The sequence below is a fragment of the Alicyclobacillus acidocaldarius subsp. acidocaldarius Tc-4-1 genome (genome assembly GCF_000219875.1).
GTDB lineage: Bacteria > Bacillota > Bacilli > Alicyclobacillales > Alicyclobacillaceae > Alicyclobacillus > Alicyclobacillus acidocaldarius_A.
Genome location: NC_017167.1, coordinates 2,179,877 through 2,192,883 on the forward strand (window position 1 = coordinate 2,179,877; position 13,007 = coordinate 2,192,883).

Sequence of the window (13,007 nt, forward strand, 5' to 3'; positions counted from 1 at the left end):
AGCCTCCCTTCGTGCCGCGTCACAGACGCGACTGCAAAAATTGGAGCGAGGTGGCGATGGCCTCGAACGGATCGCCCGGACAGACGTCCTGTTCGACGATCACGTACCGCACCCCTGCTTCCGCGGACGCCTGGAAGATGGCATCCCAGGGGAGCACGCCCGTCCCTACCGCCGCGAAGTGCCCATCCGGCGTGGCGTCTTTCGCGTGCAGGAGATCCAGGCGTCCGCGATAGCGCCGGATGATCTCGACGGGATCGAACCCCGCGTGATGCGCCCAGTACACGTCGAGCTCGAGGCCCGCATCGGGCACGCGCCCAAGCAGCCAGTCGAGCGCCGTCTGCCCCTCGTAAGGCACGAATTCGAAATCGTGGTTGTGATACGAGAAGCCAAGCCCTGCCGCGCGCAGGCGCTCCGACGCGCGGGCGAGCACGTCGGCCAAGGCCGCGTAATCTTCGCGGCGCTCGGCGGGAAGCCACGGACAAACGACGTACTCGAGGCCAAGCGCCCGCGCTTCTTCGAGCACGCCATCCATCTCGGACTCCAGGCGAGCCAACGGGACATGGGCGGAAATCGCGCGAAGCCCCAACTCGTCGAGGCGGCGACGCAAATCCCCCGCGGTATAAGGCCCGTAGTGGTGAAGCTCAATCAGGCGGAAACCGATTTCGGCCACGCGGCGGAGCGTCCCGTCGAAATCGTCCTCCAGCGGTTTGCGCAGCGTGTACATCTGCAGCGCGATGTCGGGCATTCAGTTCTCTCCCTTCGCCAACGCGATGAACTGTTCCAGGCGCTCTCGGACGAGGCGCACCCGCGACTCCCCTGTGCCGTCAAGCGGCGCCTCGTGCAACACCTCGGCCGCCACCGGCCCGCGGTAGCCGGCGCGATACAGCCCGCGCAAAAAAGGCACGAGCGGAATTCGGCCATCGCCCGGCAGGAGGCGCCTGCCGTCGTGCGCGTCCTCCGGCGCGTCCTGGGTGTCGTTGATATGCACGTAGACCACCTTTTCCGGCGGAAGCTGGGCGAGATCGTCTTCGTGCTCTCCCGCGGTGTACCAGTGGTAGCTGTCGACGAGCGCGCCGACGTTGGGCGCACCGATGGCTTCCCAAAACGTTTTCAGGTCCGCGAGCGACTGCACGAACGGATACCTCCGGTGGCGCAAGTGGTGCGGGCCGACGTACTCCAGGCCCACGCGCATGCCGAGCGGCAAGAGCTCCACCGCCACCTGGCGGATGCGGCGCGCGAGCTGAGAAATGTAGCGCACCGGCTCCTCGTCCATCGAAGGCCACAGAAACGCCGTCACGCTGCGCGCGCCAAGCCTCAGGCACAGACGGGCCCGATCCGGCAGAAGCGAGAGATCGCGCAGGAACGCCGGTTCTGCGTCGTACAGATTGAGCGGGAGGCCGAGGTTGGCGAGCACGAGGCCGCGCTTTTGAAACATGGCTTCCACGGCCGCGTCGCCGCGTCGCTCCGCCTCGGCTTCCAACCAGTGAAACGGGACGTCGACGTAACGGTAACCGGTTTCACGCGCGAGGTCAAGATACGGGACGAGCGAGGTCTCGTCAACGAGGGTCGGATGCAGACAGGGTTCCATGTGGGAATGGGCTCACCTCTTTGTCTGGGGGTCAAAGTCCAATCCCATTGAACCACAATGTGGCCTCGAGGGCCATCACCAATGTGGTCACGTTATTTCGGATCTGGCTGCGACGTTCGCAACCGATGGCGCCGCTCCGATGCCGTCAAGGCGTCCAACATGAACTTCGCGGCTGACGCGAGCGCCAGATAGATGGGGATGGAATAGAGAAGATTCCAGTGATATGAGACGTAGATGTCGAAGCAGTGAAAAACGGGTTCCATCAGGGCGTCCAGGATGCTGAAAACAAGCGTGACCGGCGCGAACGTCCACCAGCGCCTGCACGCCTGGTAGATGAGCGCGAACGTGACCGGAATGATGGTCATGTCCGTACAGAGCAGCGTCGGATACACAAACCAGAGGAGGCGGACCTTGTAGCCCCAGAGCATCAGATCGGAGCCGATGATGTCGAGCACGGAACTTACCAGGCCTACCACCAGCGCGTAGAGGAGCACCTCGGTCAGCCGGGCGCGATCGACAAATCGGACAAACACCAGCCATGGTACGATGGCGAGGCTGACAAAGAGCCACCACTGCCAGGTACCCAAATTGTGCTCCAGCCAGTACACGCGCGTCATGTCCGTCAATTCGCGCCTCAGACTCTCCATCAGGTCGAAACTCGTCACGAAGGGCCCTCTTCCTCTCCCGCGGGATTCGCGCGTCTCGTTTGGGATCACCCGGGTTCTTCGCACGCGACGCACCCTGCTTCGATCAACTTGCGCAGTTTGGGAGGAATTATGTCTTGGCGCCGCGAAGATCGGGGTGAGCGCCCCATGCCGATGGGCGCCGGAGGGGAGAAGATCATGGGGTTTTTTGATATGTTGCGCCGCGCAGCGGAAGGCCTCGGCCAGGACGGCCAGTATCACCACGACCATCTCTGCGTTCGCTGCCAGGTGCCCATGCAGTACCACGGGGCGCACGCGCTTCGCACGGGCGGCCTGAGCCGCGGCGCAGGTCTCTTGACCGACCTGTTCCTCGGCGAGCGCGACGAGGAGTTGCTCAACACCGCTTTGGAGCGAAACGTCGCCGTGCACGTCTTTGTGTGTCCCGAATGCGGATCCATCGACTTCATCAATGATCCGCGCCACGGCTTCTGACCAAGCGAAACGGCCCGGGCTTCTCGCGGCCCGGGCCTAGACACGCGCCCCATCCGGTTCGCTTTCGCTGAAGTCCCTGGTATCCTCGTCGAATAGGTCCTCGTCGAGCGCAAATCCGCTCGCCTCCAGCCTGCGGCGCGCCTCTTCACGGGTGGCGCCATGAAGAGAACGAAGGCACCACGTCACATACAGCTTGTGGCGCTCGTCTGCGCCGAGCGCGTACCGGTCGCCGGCTGCCTCCCGAGCCCTCCGCGTCAGTTCGTACAGGGCGATGGCCGCAGCCACCGACACGTTGAAGCTCTGAACGAACCCTGCCATCGGGATATAAAATCGCCCGTCGGCCCGCTCGCGCGCCTCCGCCGACACGCCGTCCTTCTCGTTGCCGAACAGGATGGCCGTCGGGCGGGCGAGATCGACCGCGTCAAGAGGCTGTGCGCCCTCGCCGAGATCCGTGGCGTACACCTGGAATCCGCGCGCGTGCAGCAAGTCAATGGCGCGGCCGATGTCCGGCATGCGGTGAAGGGTCAGCCACTTGTGCGCGCCCTGCGTCACGCCCTTCGACGGCTGAAATGGCTGCTTTCCCTCGATCACGGCTACATGTTGCACGCCAAACGCCTCGGCGCTCCGCAGGATAGCGGCTTGATTGTGCCCGTCGTCCACCGCTTCCAATGCGATGGCAAGATATCCCGTTCGCCGCAAGAGCACGTCGCGCAGCCGGAGCAGTCGCTCCGGGCGAAGCCAATCGGCGAGCCAGAGCTCACGTTCGGAAAGCAAGCCCTCGGCCAGGAGCATCTGTTGGATGTCGGAATGCACGTGTTGATGCACCTCCCGCTCCTCGTCTTCGGTCGCGGGCTCGGACCCGTCTCCCCATCATAGCCGATTGTCCCGTAAAATGCAGCGTTCTGGGGACGAGTGCCGGGTAGGTGCTCTCACTCCCCGCCGTCGGATGAAACATGCCGCGCCGCCATGGCCAGCCCGTGAATCACCAAGCCGACGACGACAGTCGCCACGCCCAGGGCGCCAAGCAGTCCGACGCGATCGCCCGGGAGCACAGCGAGTTCGAGGATCAGCGCGAACACCACTTCGCCAGCCTGCGTAGCCTCGACCGCGGCCAACGCTCGCGGGGACTCGCGCGCCATGTCCGTGGCCCGAAAGAAGAGCGCTGTGGCGATCACGCCCGAACACACGGCGACCAGGAGCGCACCGGCGATCTGCCGCGGTGTGGGCCACCCGACCGCTGCGGCGCTCACCGAAGACCAGGCGAGCCAAAACGGCAGGCTTCCGAGGGTCATACCGAGCATCCGCTCCAGCGCGTCGAACTCCCCCGCGTAGGCGCGCATGGCCATCCGGTTGCCGGCAGGATATGCCGTGGCCGCTATCAAAATACTGGCCGCACAAAGCGCCGCCCGCCCCCACGACATCTGGGAAGCGTCCGCCATCTCCATGAGCATGGCACCAGCCACGATGCCGAGCGAAGTCACGAGCTCCCGGACGGGGATAGGGGCGTGGCGCCCGTCGGGCCTGCGCGCGCTCAGCCAAGGCGTGAGCAATACGCCGCACACGATGGTGGTTTGCCAGACGCCCGCCACGAGCCACGCAGGCCCGTACGCGTTCGCGAGGCAAAGCGGGGCGTAAAACAAGCCGAATCCGAGTGTTCCGAAGGCCACCCAGCGCCAGAAATCGCCCCGAAGGGACTTTAAGAGCGCGCCCAAGCGCCCCTTCCAGGCGACGTAGGTGAACAGAATCGGCAGTGTAAGAAAGTATCGCAGCGGCGCATTCCAGGCCCACGATCCGCCCGTGCGGCTCACCACCTCGTTCGCCACAAACGTCACCGCGAAAAACAAAGAGGCCATAAGCCCCAGGAACCATGGCCGCCATCGTGCAGTTCTGAAGGTGGCCAGCCAAGTCATCCGGAGTTCCCCCTCGATCTACCGCACGGCCCTAGCGGCACACAACTGTCGATCTCGCCACGTAGGGCGCCTCGCTTCGCCCGCTCGCGAAGCTCCTCGACGTCCGACCAACAATACACGACTTCCGGCAGGGCCACGCCATCGACTTCGAACGTCTTTTCCCCGGCGATCCTCCCACCCAGTCGCTCATAAAATCGCCGCCATGGATTGGCCCGGAAGGTGACCACGGCGACCGACTGATGCCCCTGCTGCTTAAACCAATCGGCGAGTTGGCCCACGAGGCGCCGCCCGATGCCCCGCCCTTGCCATGAAGGACATACGTACAGCGTGTAAATCTCCGCATCCGCCTCGAAATCCGCCAAGCGATTCGGGCCACCGCTCGCAAATCCGACGACGTCCTCACCCGCAAGCGCCACCCAGAAAGCCTGCTTCGGATCTGACAGGCGCTTTCGAAATCGTTCGGCACTCATAGCTGGATCCATGCGAGCGAGAAACGAGGATGGCACGACACCGCGATACGCCTGACGCCACGTCTCCACGTGCACACGCCCCACGCCTTCGAGGTCCGCCGGGCGGGCGGCTCGAAAGGTGATCACGTCCATCTCCCAAGAGGACACCTCAGACCCGCCCCTCCTCTACGTCGCGAACGAAGCCCACGATGGCGCCGAAATACGCGCCGCTGTCGTCCCACATCGACATGTGGCTTCCGTTGGGACAGATGGCTGAACGCGCACGCGGGATCCGACGAGCCATCTCCTCGATGTCGGCAGGGTCCATCGTGTCGTAGCGAGCGCCAATGACGAGGGTCGGCACGCTGACCTGGCGGAGATGGGCCCAGCGGTCCCAGTCCTTGAAGTTGCCGGTCACCACAAATTCATTGGGTCCCTGCATGGTGTGGTATACCTGCTGGTTCATGTGCGCGAACGTCCGCACCACGGCGTCCGGCCACGGATCCAGGCGGCACAGGTGCTTTTTGTACAGGTGTTCAATCAGAAGCTCTTGGTAAGCCTCGGATTCGTAGTCTCCGCGCTGTTCGTGCGCCAACAGCTGTTCTTGAATCTCCTTCGGAAGCTGTTGGCGCAACCCCTGGATATATCGCACATACGAAGGAATGCTCGCCGTCATGTTCGAAATGATGAGCCCCTTCAACCCGTGCGGATGGGCGAGCGCGTATTCGAGTGCCAGCATGCCACCCCAGGACTGTCCCAACAGGTAGAAGTCCCCCAAACCGAGCGCACGTCGCACTTCTTCCACTTCACGGCGGAAGCGGTCGAGCGTCCATAGGGACGGATCGTCAGGTTGATCTGAAAAGTACGAGCCTAGTTGGTCGTAGAAGTATAGCTCGATCCCGGCCTTCGTGAGATATGGCTCGAAGATCTCGAAGTACTCGTGGCTCGCACCGGGCCCGCCGTGTAACAGAAGCATTCGAATGGGGCTCGTCCCCACTCTGCGCGTCCACACGTGGTGTCCCGTGGACAGCGTGATGATTCGCGTCTGCGCCTCCATGTTTTCTCCTCCGCTTCGTCACATGTCCTTCAAAACGGGCGGAACTTCCCGATAGCCTTTCGATTTGACGGCCCCAATCAGGATCCCGAGCGCCATCCAGCTCAAGCCGAAGATGAACGTGGTCCGATCAAATCCGAGCCACACATAACCGATGACCACAAAACCGCAGAGAGGAAACAACAAATACCTGAACACGTGCCGAAAACCCCGCTGCCGAATGGAAAAGTACACGAACACGGTTGCGTTCAACATTAGGAAAGCAGTCAGTGCGCCAAAGTTGACCAGCGTCGTGATGGTCTCTTGAGGCACGAGGCTTGCCACCAACAGCGAAATCACCGCGACCAACAGCGTCGCATTGACCGGCGTTTGGAATCTCGGACTTACACGGGAGAAGAACTTCGAAAAGGGCAGCAGATTGTCGCGGCCCATGGAATACAGAATTCGTGAGATGGCCGACTGCGCGGCCAGTGCATTCGCAATGCCTGACGCCACCGCGTTGACTAACAGGAGGACGACGTAGAGGAACGTGCCTCCCGCTTCTTTCGCAATTTGGAAGAACGCCATGTTCGGATTCAGGTCCGCGTAGTTCGGATGGACGAGCGCCGCCATGTACGTCTGTACAACAAACAGGAGGCCGATGATGACAAGCGACGCGATGGTGGCATTCCCCACCGTCTTCTCCGGTCGTTCCGTTTCCTCTGCCAAGGTGCTAATGGCGTCGAAGCCGAGGAAGCTTAACACCGCGATAGAAGCGGCGTTTTCGATGAACTTCAAGTTGAAGTGACCGGGTTGGTCAAACGGCTGAAACGAAAGATGCCCCGCTCCGTGACCCAGAACAAACACAAACCGCACGGAAGCGATGAGAAAGATGAGAAGACAGACGAGCTCAATCGCCAGAAGAATGAAGTTGGTTTTCGCCTGCAGCGTGATGCCCAGGACGTTGACTACGGTGTTGAAAAGGACGAAGAAAAGAAGCCATACGAAGGTAGGAACGCTCGGCACGAGCCCGTGAAGCCAACCCGCCGAGAACGCGTACAACAGGGACGGTGCGAGGAGGTAGTCCGCGAGGATCATCCATCCGGCGACGAAGCCGACGTGCGGATTCAGGCCTCGTTGCACATAAGAATACACGGATCCTGCGATGGGAAATTGGGCACTCATCTGCTTGTAACTGAGCGCGGTGAAGACCATGGCGACAATCCCGATGATGTACACGAGGGGAACCATGCCAAAGCTCTGTTGCGCCACATAGCCATAAATCGCCATAGGCGCAATGGGAACCATGAAAATCATGCCGTAGACAATGAGATCCCGCAAGTGAAGGGATCGCTTCAATTCCTGGCGATAGCCGAACGTTGAGGGGTCCCGATGCCCTGGAGCTTCCATGCGCCACGCTCCTCTCCTGGATGTCAACGAGGCTATTATCCTGAAACTCCTCGAGCAACGTCAATGAAATAAGAAATCGCCCTCAGCCAGCGGCCGAGGGCCAAGGAGAAGGGGACAATCGCCTGAGCGTCGTGGCATCGGGTCAAGCTGCGCTTCAGAACACCTTCTTGCTACCCTGATACTCTTTGAGAATCTCAACCGCCTCGCGAAACCGAAGCGAGTGAATCACCTCCCGCTCGCGCAGGAACCGAAGGCTGTCCTTGATGTCCGGATCGTCCGTGTTGTCGATAATCCACTGGTAGGTAGCCCGCGCCTTTTCCTCCGCTGCGATGTCCTCATACAGGTCGGCAATAGGATCGCCTTTCGAGGCGATGTACGCCGCCGTCCAAGGATTCCCCGCCGCGTCGTGGTAAAACAGCGAGTAGCCGTGATTGACGTAGTGATCGCCGAGCCCCGCCTCCCGGAGCTGCTCGGGCGTCGCATCCTTCGTCAACTTGTAGACCATCGTCGCAATCATCTCGAGATGTGCGAATTCCTCGGTGCCGATATCGGTCAAGAGGCCAATGACCTTGTCTGGGATCGAGTACCGCTGGTTCAAGTACCTGAGTGCGGCGGACAGTTCCCCATCGGCTCCGCCGTACTGCTCGATGAGCATCTTGGCGAGCCTGGGATCGCACTTGCTCACGCGAACCGGATACTGGAGCTTTTTCTCATAGATCCAGATGACCGCCTACCCCCCACTCCGAGCTAGACCTGCCACGGCCACGGCGTCTCAGACCAAGCCCAAGACGCCCCCGTGGCGGGGCTCAAGCCGTACTGATGCAGAGGACCGAACGCGGACTCGAACTGGGTCATGAGGTTGTGCTTCCGTTTCTGAAACTGCTTGAATTGGGCGAGCGCCTGCTCGTCGTCCGGGTGCGTGTCCAGATACAGCGTCAAATCGACCAGCACGAAGTCGATTGCCTGAAGCTCCTGAAGATACTGATAGTAAGCCTTGGGAAGAGGCTCTGCCGTCTCACTCACGCCATCACGTCCTCCTCACGCCGGCGGATATGGGCTGTCGTATTCCGGCCACAAGGTGCCCTTCCGAAGCGCTTCCTGTGGTGCGAACTGCTTGCGCGCGCTCTTCTGCACCGGATGCATCACTTCAGGCGGGACGTCGAACCATTTCACCCGCGGGGAGCACGGGTCAAATGGGCTGCGATAGTTCACATACGAGCGCCACTCGGGCGAAGTTCCATCCACCGTCACCCCATCCCTCCTTCAGCACGATTCGAGAACATCTATATGCGCCGCTGCACCGTTTCAGACGTTTGGACAATCGGGAAATTCCGGGGAACTCGCCGCCGCTTCAATGGTTCAACGCAAGCGCCACGAGGATGCCGACAATCGCGCCGCCCGCAATCTCGCTTGGCTTGTGGCCCACTTGTTCGTTCAGCACAGGCCAATCGACGAGCCACCATGGCCCCTTGGCGACGCGAAGCGGCTCCACAGCGCGCGATGGACCTTCGGGCGGGATGGCCGAACGGGAGGCCGCACGCAGCGAAGCCTGCGCTTCTTCCGCTGCACCTTCGGACGACCCTTCGGAGGACGCCGCCTCTTCCTGGGGTTGCATCAGCAAGTGTTGACCGCGCAGGTCGTGCAGCAGGCGATTGAGGACCGCGGCCTGCCGTCCGGTCTGCCAGCGGACGCCAGCTGCGTCGTACATCACAACGGCAGCGAGGAACAGGCCAATGGCGACGACCGGATCCGAGCCACCCAGATGTAGCCACAGCTGCACGGCGAGCGCGACCACCGCGGCCGTATGCGAGCTCGGCATGCCACCCGAGTTTTTGACCTGGCTCCAGTCCCACGATCGCATCTGGATCATGACGAAGATGGGCTTCAGCCCCTGGGCGACCACCATGGCGAGGAGCGGTGCCGCCCACAAACTCGACACGATGTGAAGCAACGCGCCCCCTCCTCAGATCGCGCCGTTCGAAGCCTGCCGATAGGCTTCATACAGAAGGATGGTTCCGGCCATCGCCGCGTTCAAGCTCTCGGCCTTGCCCGCCATGGGGATGGCCACGCACCGCTGTGCCCATTGGCGCACAGCGTCGCTCACGCCGCGGGCCTCGTTGCCAATGACCACCGCGACTTCGCCCGCCATTGGCGCCTCGTCGCACCGCTCCCGCGCATCCGCAGCCGTCGCCACGACGACCCCATCGGGATGGCGATCACGCCACGCCCTGAGATAAGCCTTCGCATCGCCCGCGACGGCATTGACGCGAAACAGCCCCCCCATGGAGGCTCGGACGACCTTCGGTGCGTACGGATCAACCGTTCCCGTGCCAAATACGATTTCCCCAAAGCCGAACGCTTCAGCGCTGCGCACGAGGGTGCCCACGTTCCCCGGATCCTGGATGGCATCGAGGACGAGGACGCGAGGACCATATCGTGGCTCAGCTTGCGGAATCGCCGCCACTGCCATCACGCCCTGAGGCGTCTCGGTGTCGGCCACGGCCGCAAAAGCCTGAGGCGACAACTCGTACCGACGGCCGTCCGCCTTCGGATGGCGCCACAGGGGCCCTGGAGGCTCGTCCGATGCGACGTTCCACAGGAGCGCCTCGAGGCGAAGGGGACTGTGCAGCAGTTCCGCCACGAGGCGCTCGCCCTCCACGAGGAACAGGCCCATCCGTTCGCGACCTCGACGCGTCTTGAGCCGCGCCCATGCCCGAACACGGTCGTTGTGGGCAGATTCGATGTACACGATGACAACCTCCGAGGACGAGATCGACAAAAAAGCCCGGTCATACGACCGGGTGTGTCTGTCACGCGTGGGCGTTCAGGCGCTCGCGAGCAACGGAGACCAACTGCGAGAACGCCTCCTTGTCCGTCACGGCGAGATCCGCGAGCATCTTGCGGTTCACTTCGACGCCCGCCAGCTTCAAGCCGTGCATGAAGCGGCTATACGACAGCCCGTGGGGCCGAACCGCTGCGTTGATGCGCTGGATCCACAGCCGGCGAAAGTCGCGCTTGCGCTGCTTGCGGTCCCGATACGCATACATCAGCGACTTCATGACCTGCTGCTTCGCCGTGCGGTACAGCGTGTGCTTCGAACCAAAATAACCCCTTGCCAGCTTCAAAATCTTTTTATGACGACGGCGTGTCACCACGCCACCCTTGACGCGAGCCATGTCCAACAGCCTCCTCGAATGGTGTTCCCGTCACGGTGCCGCACCGCGCATCACCGGGTGCGAAAGACCAGTTCGTCACTTATAGGCGACGAGCTGCTTAATCCGCTTCAAATCGCTGCGCGACACAAGCGTCATGCCGCGCAGGCGGCGCTTGCGCGCGGGCGACTTGTGCTCTGCCTTGTGGTAGGCAAACGCCTGGGTACGCTTGAGAAGCCCAGTTCCCGTGCGCTTGACGCGCTTCTTCAGACCGCTGTGTGTCTTCATTTTCGTCTTGGCCATCTCTTGTGTCCTCCTGTCTCCAATCGCCGTTCCCGCAGTCGACGACAGCCAACCGCACCAGGTCACGAGGTTCACGCACTCGGCTGTTTCGGCGCTAAGATCATCACCATGTGACGACCTTCGAGCTTCGGCGCCCGTTCGACAATCGCGTGCTCCTCCGCAGACTTCGCCAGCCGTTCAAGCAATTCCTGACCGATGTTCTGGTGGGTGATCTCTCGTCCGCGAAAGCGCACAGACACTTTCACCTTAGAACCTTCGCTCAGGAATTTCAGGACGTTCTTGAGCTTGACGTTGAGATCATGTTCATCGATATTGGGCGTCATCCGAACTTCCTTGAGCAGAACGACCTTCTGGTGCTTGCGCGATTCCCGCTCGCGCTTGCTCTGCTCATACTTGAACTTGCCGTAATCCATGATGCGGCACACTGGCGGCTTCGCGTTGGGCGCAACGTTAACCAAATCGAGATTGCGCTCCTCGGCCAATCGCAGCGCTTCGCGCAAGGGCATGATGCCCAACTGCTGGTTGTCCGCGTCCACGACGCGCACTTCTCTGGCGCGAATGCCCTCGTTGACCTGATACCCTTCTTTGCTTATGGGGTGTCACCTCCACCGATCTGCCCCACCACACCAATACGCAAAAAACGCAGGCAACGCCTGCGCTCGATTCGCCTTCGCCCAGCCTTGGTTTGACCGTCCGGCAACCACACGCTGGATTCGGGACCCGTCAGCTTTCGCCGACCAGGTGAGAAGCGGCAGGCTTCTGCTTGGTGTGCAACGGAACGCTTTCATGGTAGCGACACAGCGTGGAAATGTCAAGGGATGAGGACGATGCACAAAAAACGTTGTATTCCGATATGTTTTATACTAAAATCATTTTTCGATCGCGACATTCTCTGGAGGTGATTCCATGGCCAGTTCCGAGGTTCGCATCCTCGATCTCGAAGCGCGCACGCGCGCACGCCAACCCGAGCAGGCGCAACGAGCGTGGACGGCGGCCGCACTCATCGTCTTCGTTCTCGGCTTCGTCTATCTATGGAATTCCGTTTCGCCGACCCACGCCGTCCTGTTCCTCGTGACGGGCGTGCTCGGCGTCGCGCTCTATCACGCCCACTCGTGGGCTCGTTCCTTTTCGGCGTCGGCATGCAGCTTGGCGACGGGTGCGCCTCAGGCACCTTGTACCATACCGGCGGCGGCGATGCCCGCGGCATCCTGACCCTCGTCGGGTTTATTGTTGGGTCGTTCATCGGGTCCATTCACTATGCGTGGTGGATGAACACGCCGAGCCTCGGCAAAATTTCGCTCATTCAGTCCTTCGGTCCGGTCGGAGGCCTCGCTGTGAACTTCGCCATCATGGCGTTCATTTTCGCCGTCGCACTTTGGCTGGAGAGACGGCGCAACGGCGACGTGGAGCCTCTCTTCAGCCGTCAGCCGTGGAATCTGAGCCGGGTGGTCAAGGGCCCTTGGTCGTGGGTAGCAGGCGGCGTCGTGCTCGCCGCCGGCAACTTCGTCGTGCTGGCGCTCTCCGGCAAACCTTGGGGCATTACGTCGGCGTTCGCGCTGTGGGCCGCGAAGCTGAGCGCCCTCGTGGGTTATCCTGTGCAGTCGCTGCCGTACTGGCAGACGCCGCAGAACGCAGCCGCCCTGCATCACAGCGTGCTGCAAAACCTCGAGACCACGGATGACATCGCCATCATGCTCGGGGCCCTCCTCGCCGCAAGCCTCGCGGGCGCACTGACCAAACGGTACCTGCGCCCCATGCCGTGGCAGATGATCGTCGGCGTGCTGGCCGGAGGCATCCTGATGGGCTACGGCGCGCGCATCGCTTTTGGCTGCAACATCGGCGCCTACTTCTCCGGTGTCGCTTCGTTCAGCCTGCACGGTTGGGAGTGGTTCCTCGGCGCGCTGCTCGGCAGCCTTCTCGGGGTGCGTCTGCGACCCGTGTGCCGCCTGCAGAATCGTTGACACGCACCCCTCGCAAGTCCGGCGCCTCTGGACCCTGAGATCCCCGGGGCGCCTTTGTTGTAGAA

The 13,007-nt window shown here is 62.0% G+C and carries 19 protein-coding genes; 3 read left to right on the forward strand and 16 right to left on the reverse strand.

Features of this window, described 5'->3' with window-relative positions; all coding sequences use genetic code 11:
- Positions 1 to 19 precede the first annotated feature (19 nt).
- The 3 genes from TC41_RS10465 to TC41_RS10475 all read right to left on the reverse strand — a co-directional run bounded on the left by TC41_RS10465 (position 20) and on the right by TC41_RS10475 (position 2,253).
- Positions 20 to 745 carry a sugar phosphate isomerase/epimerase family protein gene (locus TC41_RS10465; protein ID WP_014465022.1) on the reverse strand — a complete coding sequence of 242 codons (726 nt, stop codon included), beginning with the start codon at positions 743 to 745 and terminating at the stop codon, positions 20 to 22.
- On the reverse strand, positions 746 to 1,588 hold the full coding sequence (locus TC41_RS10470) for a sugar phosphate isomerase/epimerase family protein (protein ID WP_014465023.1): 843 nt from the start codon (positions 1,586 to 1,588) through the stop codon (positions 746 to 748).
- Between the two features lie 92 nt (positions 1,589 to 1,680).
- Positions 1,681 to 2,253, reverse strand: coding sequence for a CBO0543 family protein (locus TC41_RS10475; RefSeq protein ID WP_041695338.1), 573 nt, complete (start codon positions 2,251 to 2,253; stop codon positions 1,681 to 1,683).
- Between the two features lie 177 nt (positions 2,254 to 2,430).
- Between TC41_RS10475 and TC41_RS10480 the strand changes: the two genes are divergently transcribed.
- Positions 2,431 to 2,724 carry a hypothetical protein gene (locus tag TC41_RS10480; protein WP_041695850.1) on the forward strand — a complete coding sequence of 98 codons (294 nt, stop codon included), beginning with the start codon at positions 2,431 to 2,433 and terminating at the stop codon, positions 2,722 to 2,724.
- 36 nt (positions 2,725 to 2,760) lie between these two features.
- On the opposite strand, the gene TC41_RS10485 is transcribed toward TC41_RS10480, so the two are convergent.
- The 13 genes from TC41_RS10485 to infC all read right to left on the reverse strand — a co-directional run bounded on the left by TC41_RS10485 (position 2,761) and on the right by infC (position 11,574).
- Positions 2,761 to 3,549, reverse strand: a complete 789-nt coding sequence (locus TC41_RS10485; protein ID WP_014465026.1) for a TrmH family RNA methyltransferase — start codon at positions 3,547 to 3,549, stop codon at positions 2,761 to 2,763.
- A 104-nt stretch (positions 3,550 to 3,653) separates the two neighbouring features.
- Positions 3,654 to 4,577 carry a DMT family transporter gene (locus tag TC41_RS10490; protein ID WP_014465027.1) on the reverse strand — a complete coding sequence of 308 codons (924 nt, stop codon included), beginning with the start codon at positions 4,575 to 4,577 and terminating at the stop codon, positions 3,654 to 3,656.
- A 53-nt stretch (positions 4,578 to 4,630) separates the two neighbouring features.
- Positions 4,631 to 5,251: a GNAT family N-acetyltransferase gene (locus TC41_RS10495; RefSeq protein ID WP_237699908.1), complete on the reverse strand. Its 621-nt coding sequence runs from the start codon at positions 5,249 to 5,251 to the stop codon at positions 4,631 to 4,633.
- Between the two features lies 1 nt (position 5,252).
- Positions 5,253 to 6,140, reverse strand: coding sequence for a proline iminopeptidase-family hydrolase (locus tag TC41_RS10500; RefSeq protein ID WP_014465029.1), 888 nt, complete (start codon positions 6,138 to 6,140; stop codon positions 5,253 to 5,255).
- 18 nt (positions 6,141 to 6,158) lie between these two features.
- On the reverse strand, positions 6,159 to 7,526 hold the full coding sequence (locus TC41_RS10505) for an APC family permease (RefSeq protein ID WP_014465030.1): 1,368 nt from the start codon (positions 7,524 to 7,526) through the stop codon (positions 6,159 to 6,161).
- A gap of 154 nt (positions 7,527 to 7,680) precedes the next feature.
- Entirely contained in the window at positions 7,681 to 8,250 is a 570-nt protein-coding gene (locus tag TC41_RS10510) for a manganese catalase family protein (protein ID WP_012811435.1), read from the reverse strand.
- 23 nt (positions 8,251 to 8,273) lie between these two features.
- Entirely contained in the window at positions 8,274 to 8,549 is a 276-nt protein-coding gene (locus TC41_RS10515) for a spore coat protein CotJB (RefSeq protein ID WP_014465032.1), read from the reverse strand.
- Positions 8,550 to 8,564: 15 nt separating this feature from the next.
- Positions 8,565 to 8,777 (reverse strand): spore coat associated protein CotJA, encoded by a 213-nt coding sequence (locus TC41_RS10520; RefSeq protein ID WP_374952852.1) that lies wholly within the window; start codon positions 8,775 to 8,777, stop codon positions 8,565 to 8,567.
- Positions 8,778 to 8,877: 100 nt separating this feature from the next.
- Entirely contained in the window at positions 8,878 to 9,477 is a 600-nt protein-coding gene (locus tag TC41_RS10525) for a divergent PAP2 family protein (protein WP_014465034.1), read from the reverse strand.
- A 12-nt stretch (positions 9,478 to 9,489) separates the two neighbouring features.
- Positions 9,490 to 10,275: a TrmH family RNA methyltransferase gene (locus tag TC41_RS10530; protein ID WP_041695339.1), complete on the reverse strand. Its 786-nt coding sequence runs from the start codon at positions 10,273 to 10,275 to the stop codon at positions 9,490 to 9,492.
- 61 nt (positions 10,276 to 10,336) lie between these two features.
- Positions 10,337 to 10,702: a 50S ribosomal protein L20 gene (gene rplT / locus TC41_RS10535; RefSeq protein ID WP_014465036.1), complete on the reverse strand. Its 366-nt coding sequence runs from the start codon at positions 10,700 to 10,702 to the stop codon at positions 10,337 to 10,339.
- Positions 10,703 to 10,777: 75 nt separating this feature from the next.
- Complete coding sequence (gene rpmI / locus TC41_RS10540) at positions 10,778 to 10,981, reverse strand: 50S ribosomal protein L35 (protein ID WP_014465037.1); 204 nt, start codon at positions 10,979 to 10,981, stop codon at positions 10,778 to 10,780.
- A 71-nt stretch (positions 10,982 to 11,052) separates the two neighbouring features.
- Positions 11,053 to 11,574 (reverse strand): translation initiation factor IF-3, encoded by a 522-nt coding sequence (gene infC / locus TC41_RS10545; RefSeq protein WP_081442640.1) that lies wholly within the window; start codon positions 11,572 to 11,574, stop codon positions 11,053 to 11,055.
- A 313-nt stretch (positions 11,575 to 11,887) separates the two neighbouring features.
- Between infC and TC41_RS16915 the strand changes: the two genes are divergently transcribed.
- Both TC41_RS16915 and TC41_RS10550 read left to right on the forward strand, forming a co-directional pair.
- Positions 11,888 to 12,193, forward strand: coding sequence for a hypothetical protein (locus TC41_RS16915; RefSeq protein WP_014465039.1), 306 nt, complete (start codon positions 11,888 to 11,890; stop codon positions 12,191 to 12,193).
- Positions 12,121 to 12,942: a YeeE/YedE family protein gene (locus TC41_RS10550; protein WP_237699909.1), complete on the forward strand. Its 822-nt coding sequence runs from the start codon at positions 12,121 to 12,123 to the stop codon at positions 12,940 to 12,942. Before TC41_RS16915 ends, TC41_RS10550 begins: the two co-directional genes overlap by 73 nt.
- Positions 12,943 to 13,007 lie beyond the last annotated feature (65 nt).

What these genes read in the sequence shown, in the direction of transcription:
- TC41_RS10465 (WP_014465022.1), bottom strand. Translation starts at nt 745, where the DNA reads ATGCCCGACATCGCGCTGCAGATGTACACGCTGCGCAAACCGCTGGAG.
- TC41_RS10470 (WP_014465023.1), bottom strand. Translation starts at nt 1,588, where the DNA reads ATGGAACCCTGTCTGCATCCGACCCTCGTTGACGAGACCTCGCTCGTC.
- TC41_RS10480 (WP_041695850.1), top strand. Translation starts at nt 2,431, where the DNA reads ATGGGGTTTTTTGATATGTTGCGCCGCGCAGCGGAAGGCCTCGGCCAG.
- TC41_RS10490 (WP_014465027.1), bottom strand. Translation starts at nt 4,577, where the DNA reads ATGGCCTCTTTGTTTTTCGCGGTGACGTTTGTGGCGAACGAGGTGGTG.
- TC41_RS10500 (WP_014465029.1), bottom strand. Translation starts at nt 6,140, where the DNA reads ATGGAGGCGCAGACGCGAATCATCACGCTGTCCACGGGACACCACGTG.
- TC41_RS10505 (WP_014465030.1), bottom strand. Translation starts at nt 7,526, where the DNA reads ATGGAAGCTCCAGGGCATCGGGACCCCTCAACGTTCGGCTATCGCCAG.
- rplT (WP_014465036.1), bottom strand. Translation starts at nt 10,702, where the DNA reads ATGGCTCGCGTCAAGGGTGGCGTGGTGACACGCCGTCGTCATAAAAAG.
- rpmI (WP_014465037.1), bottom strand. Translation starts at nt 10,981, where the DNA reads ATGGCCAAGACGAAAATGAAGACACACAGCGGTCTGAAGAAGCGCGTC.
- TC41_RS16915 (WP_014465039.1), top strand. Translation starts at nt 11,888, where the DNA reads ATGGCCAGTTCCGAGGTTCGCATCCTCGATCTCGAAGCGCGCACGCGC.
- TC41_RS10550 (WP_237699909.1), top strand. Translation starts at nt 12,121, where the DNA reads ATGCAGCTTGGCGACGGGTGCGCCTCAGGCACCTTGTACCATACCGGC.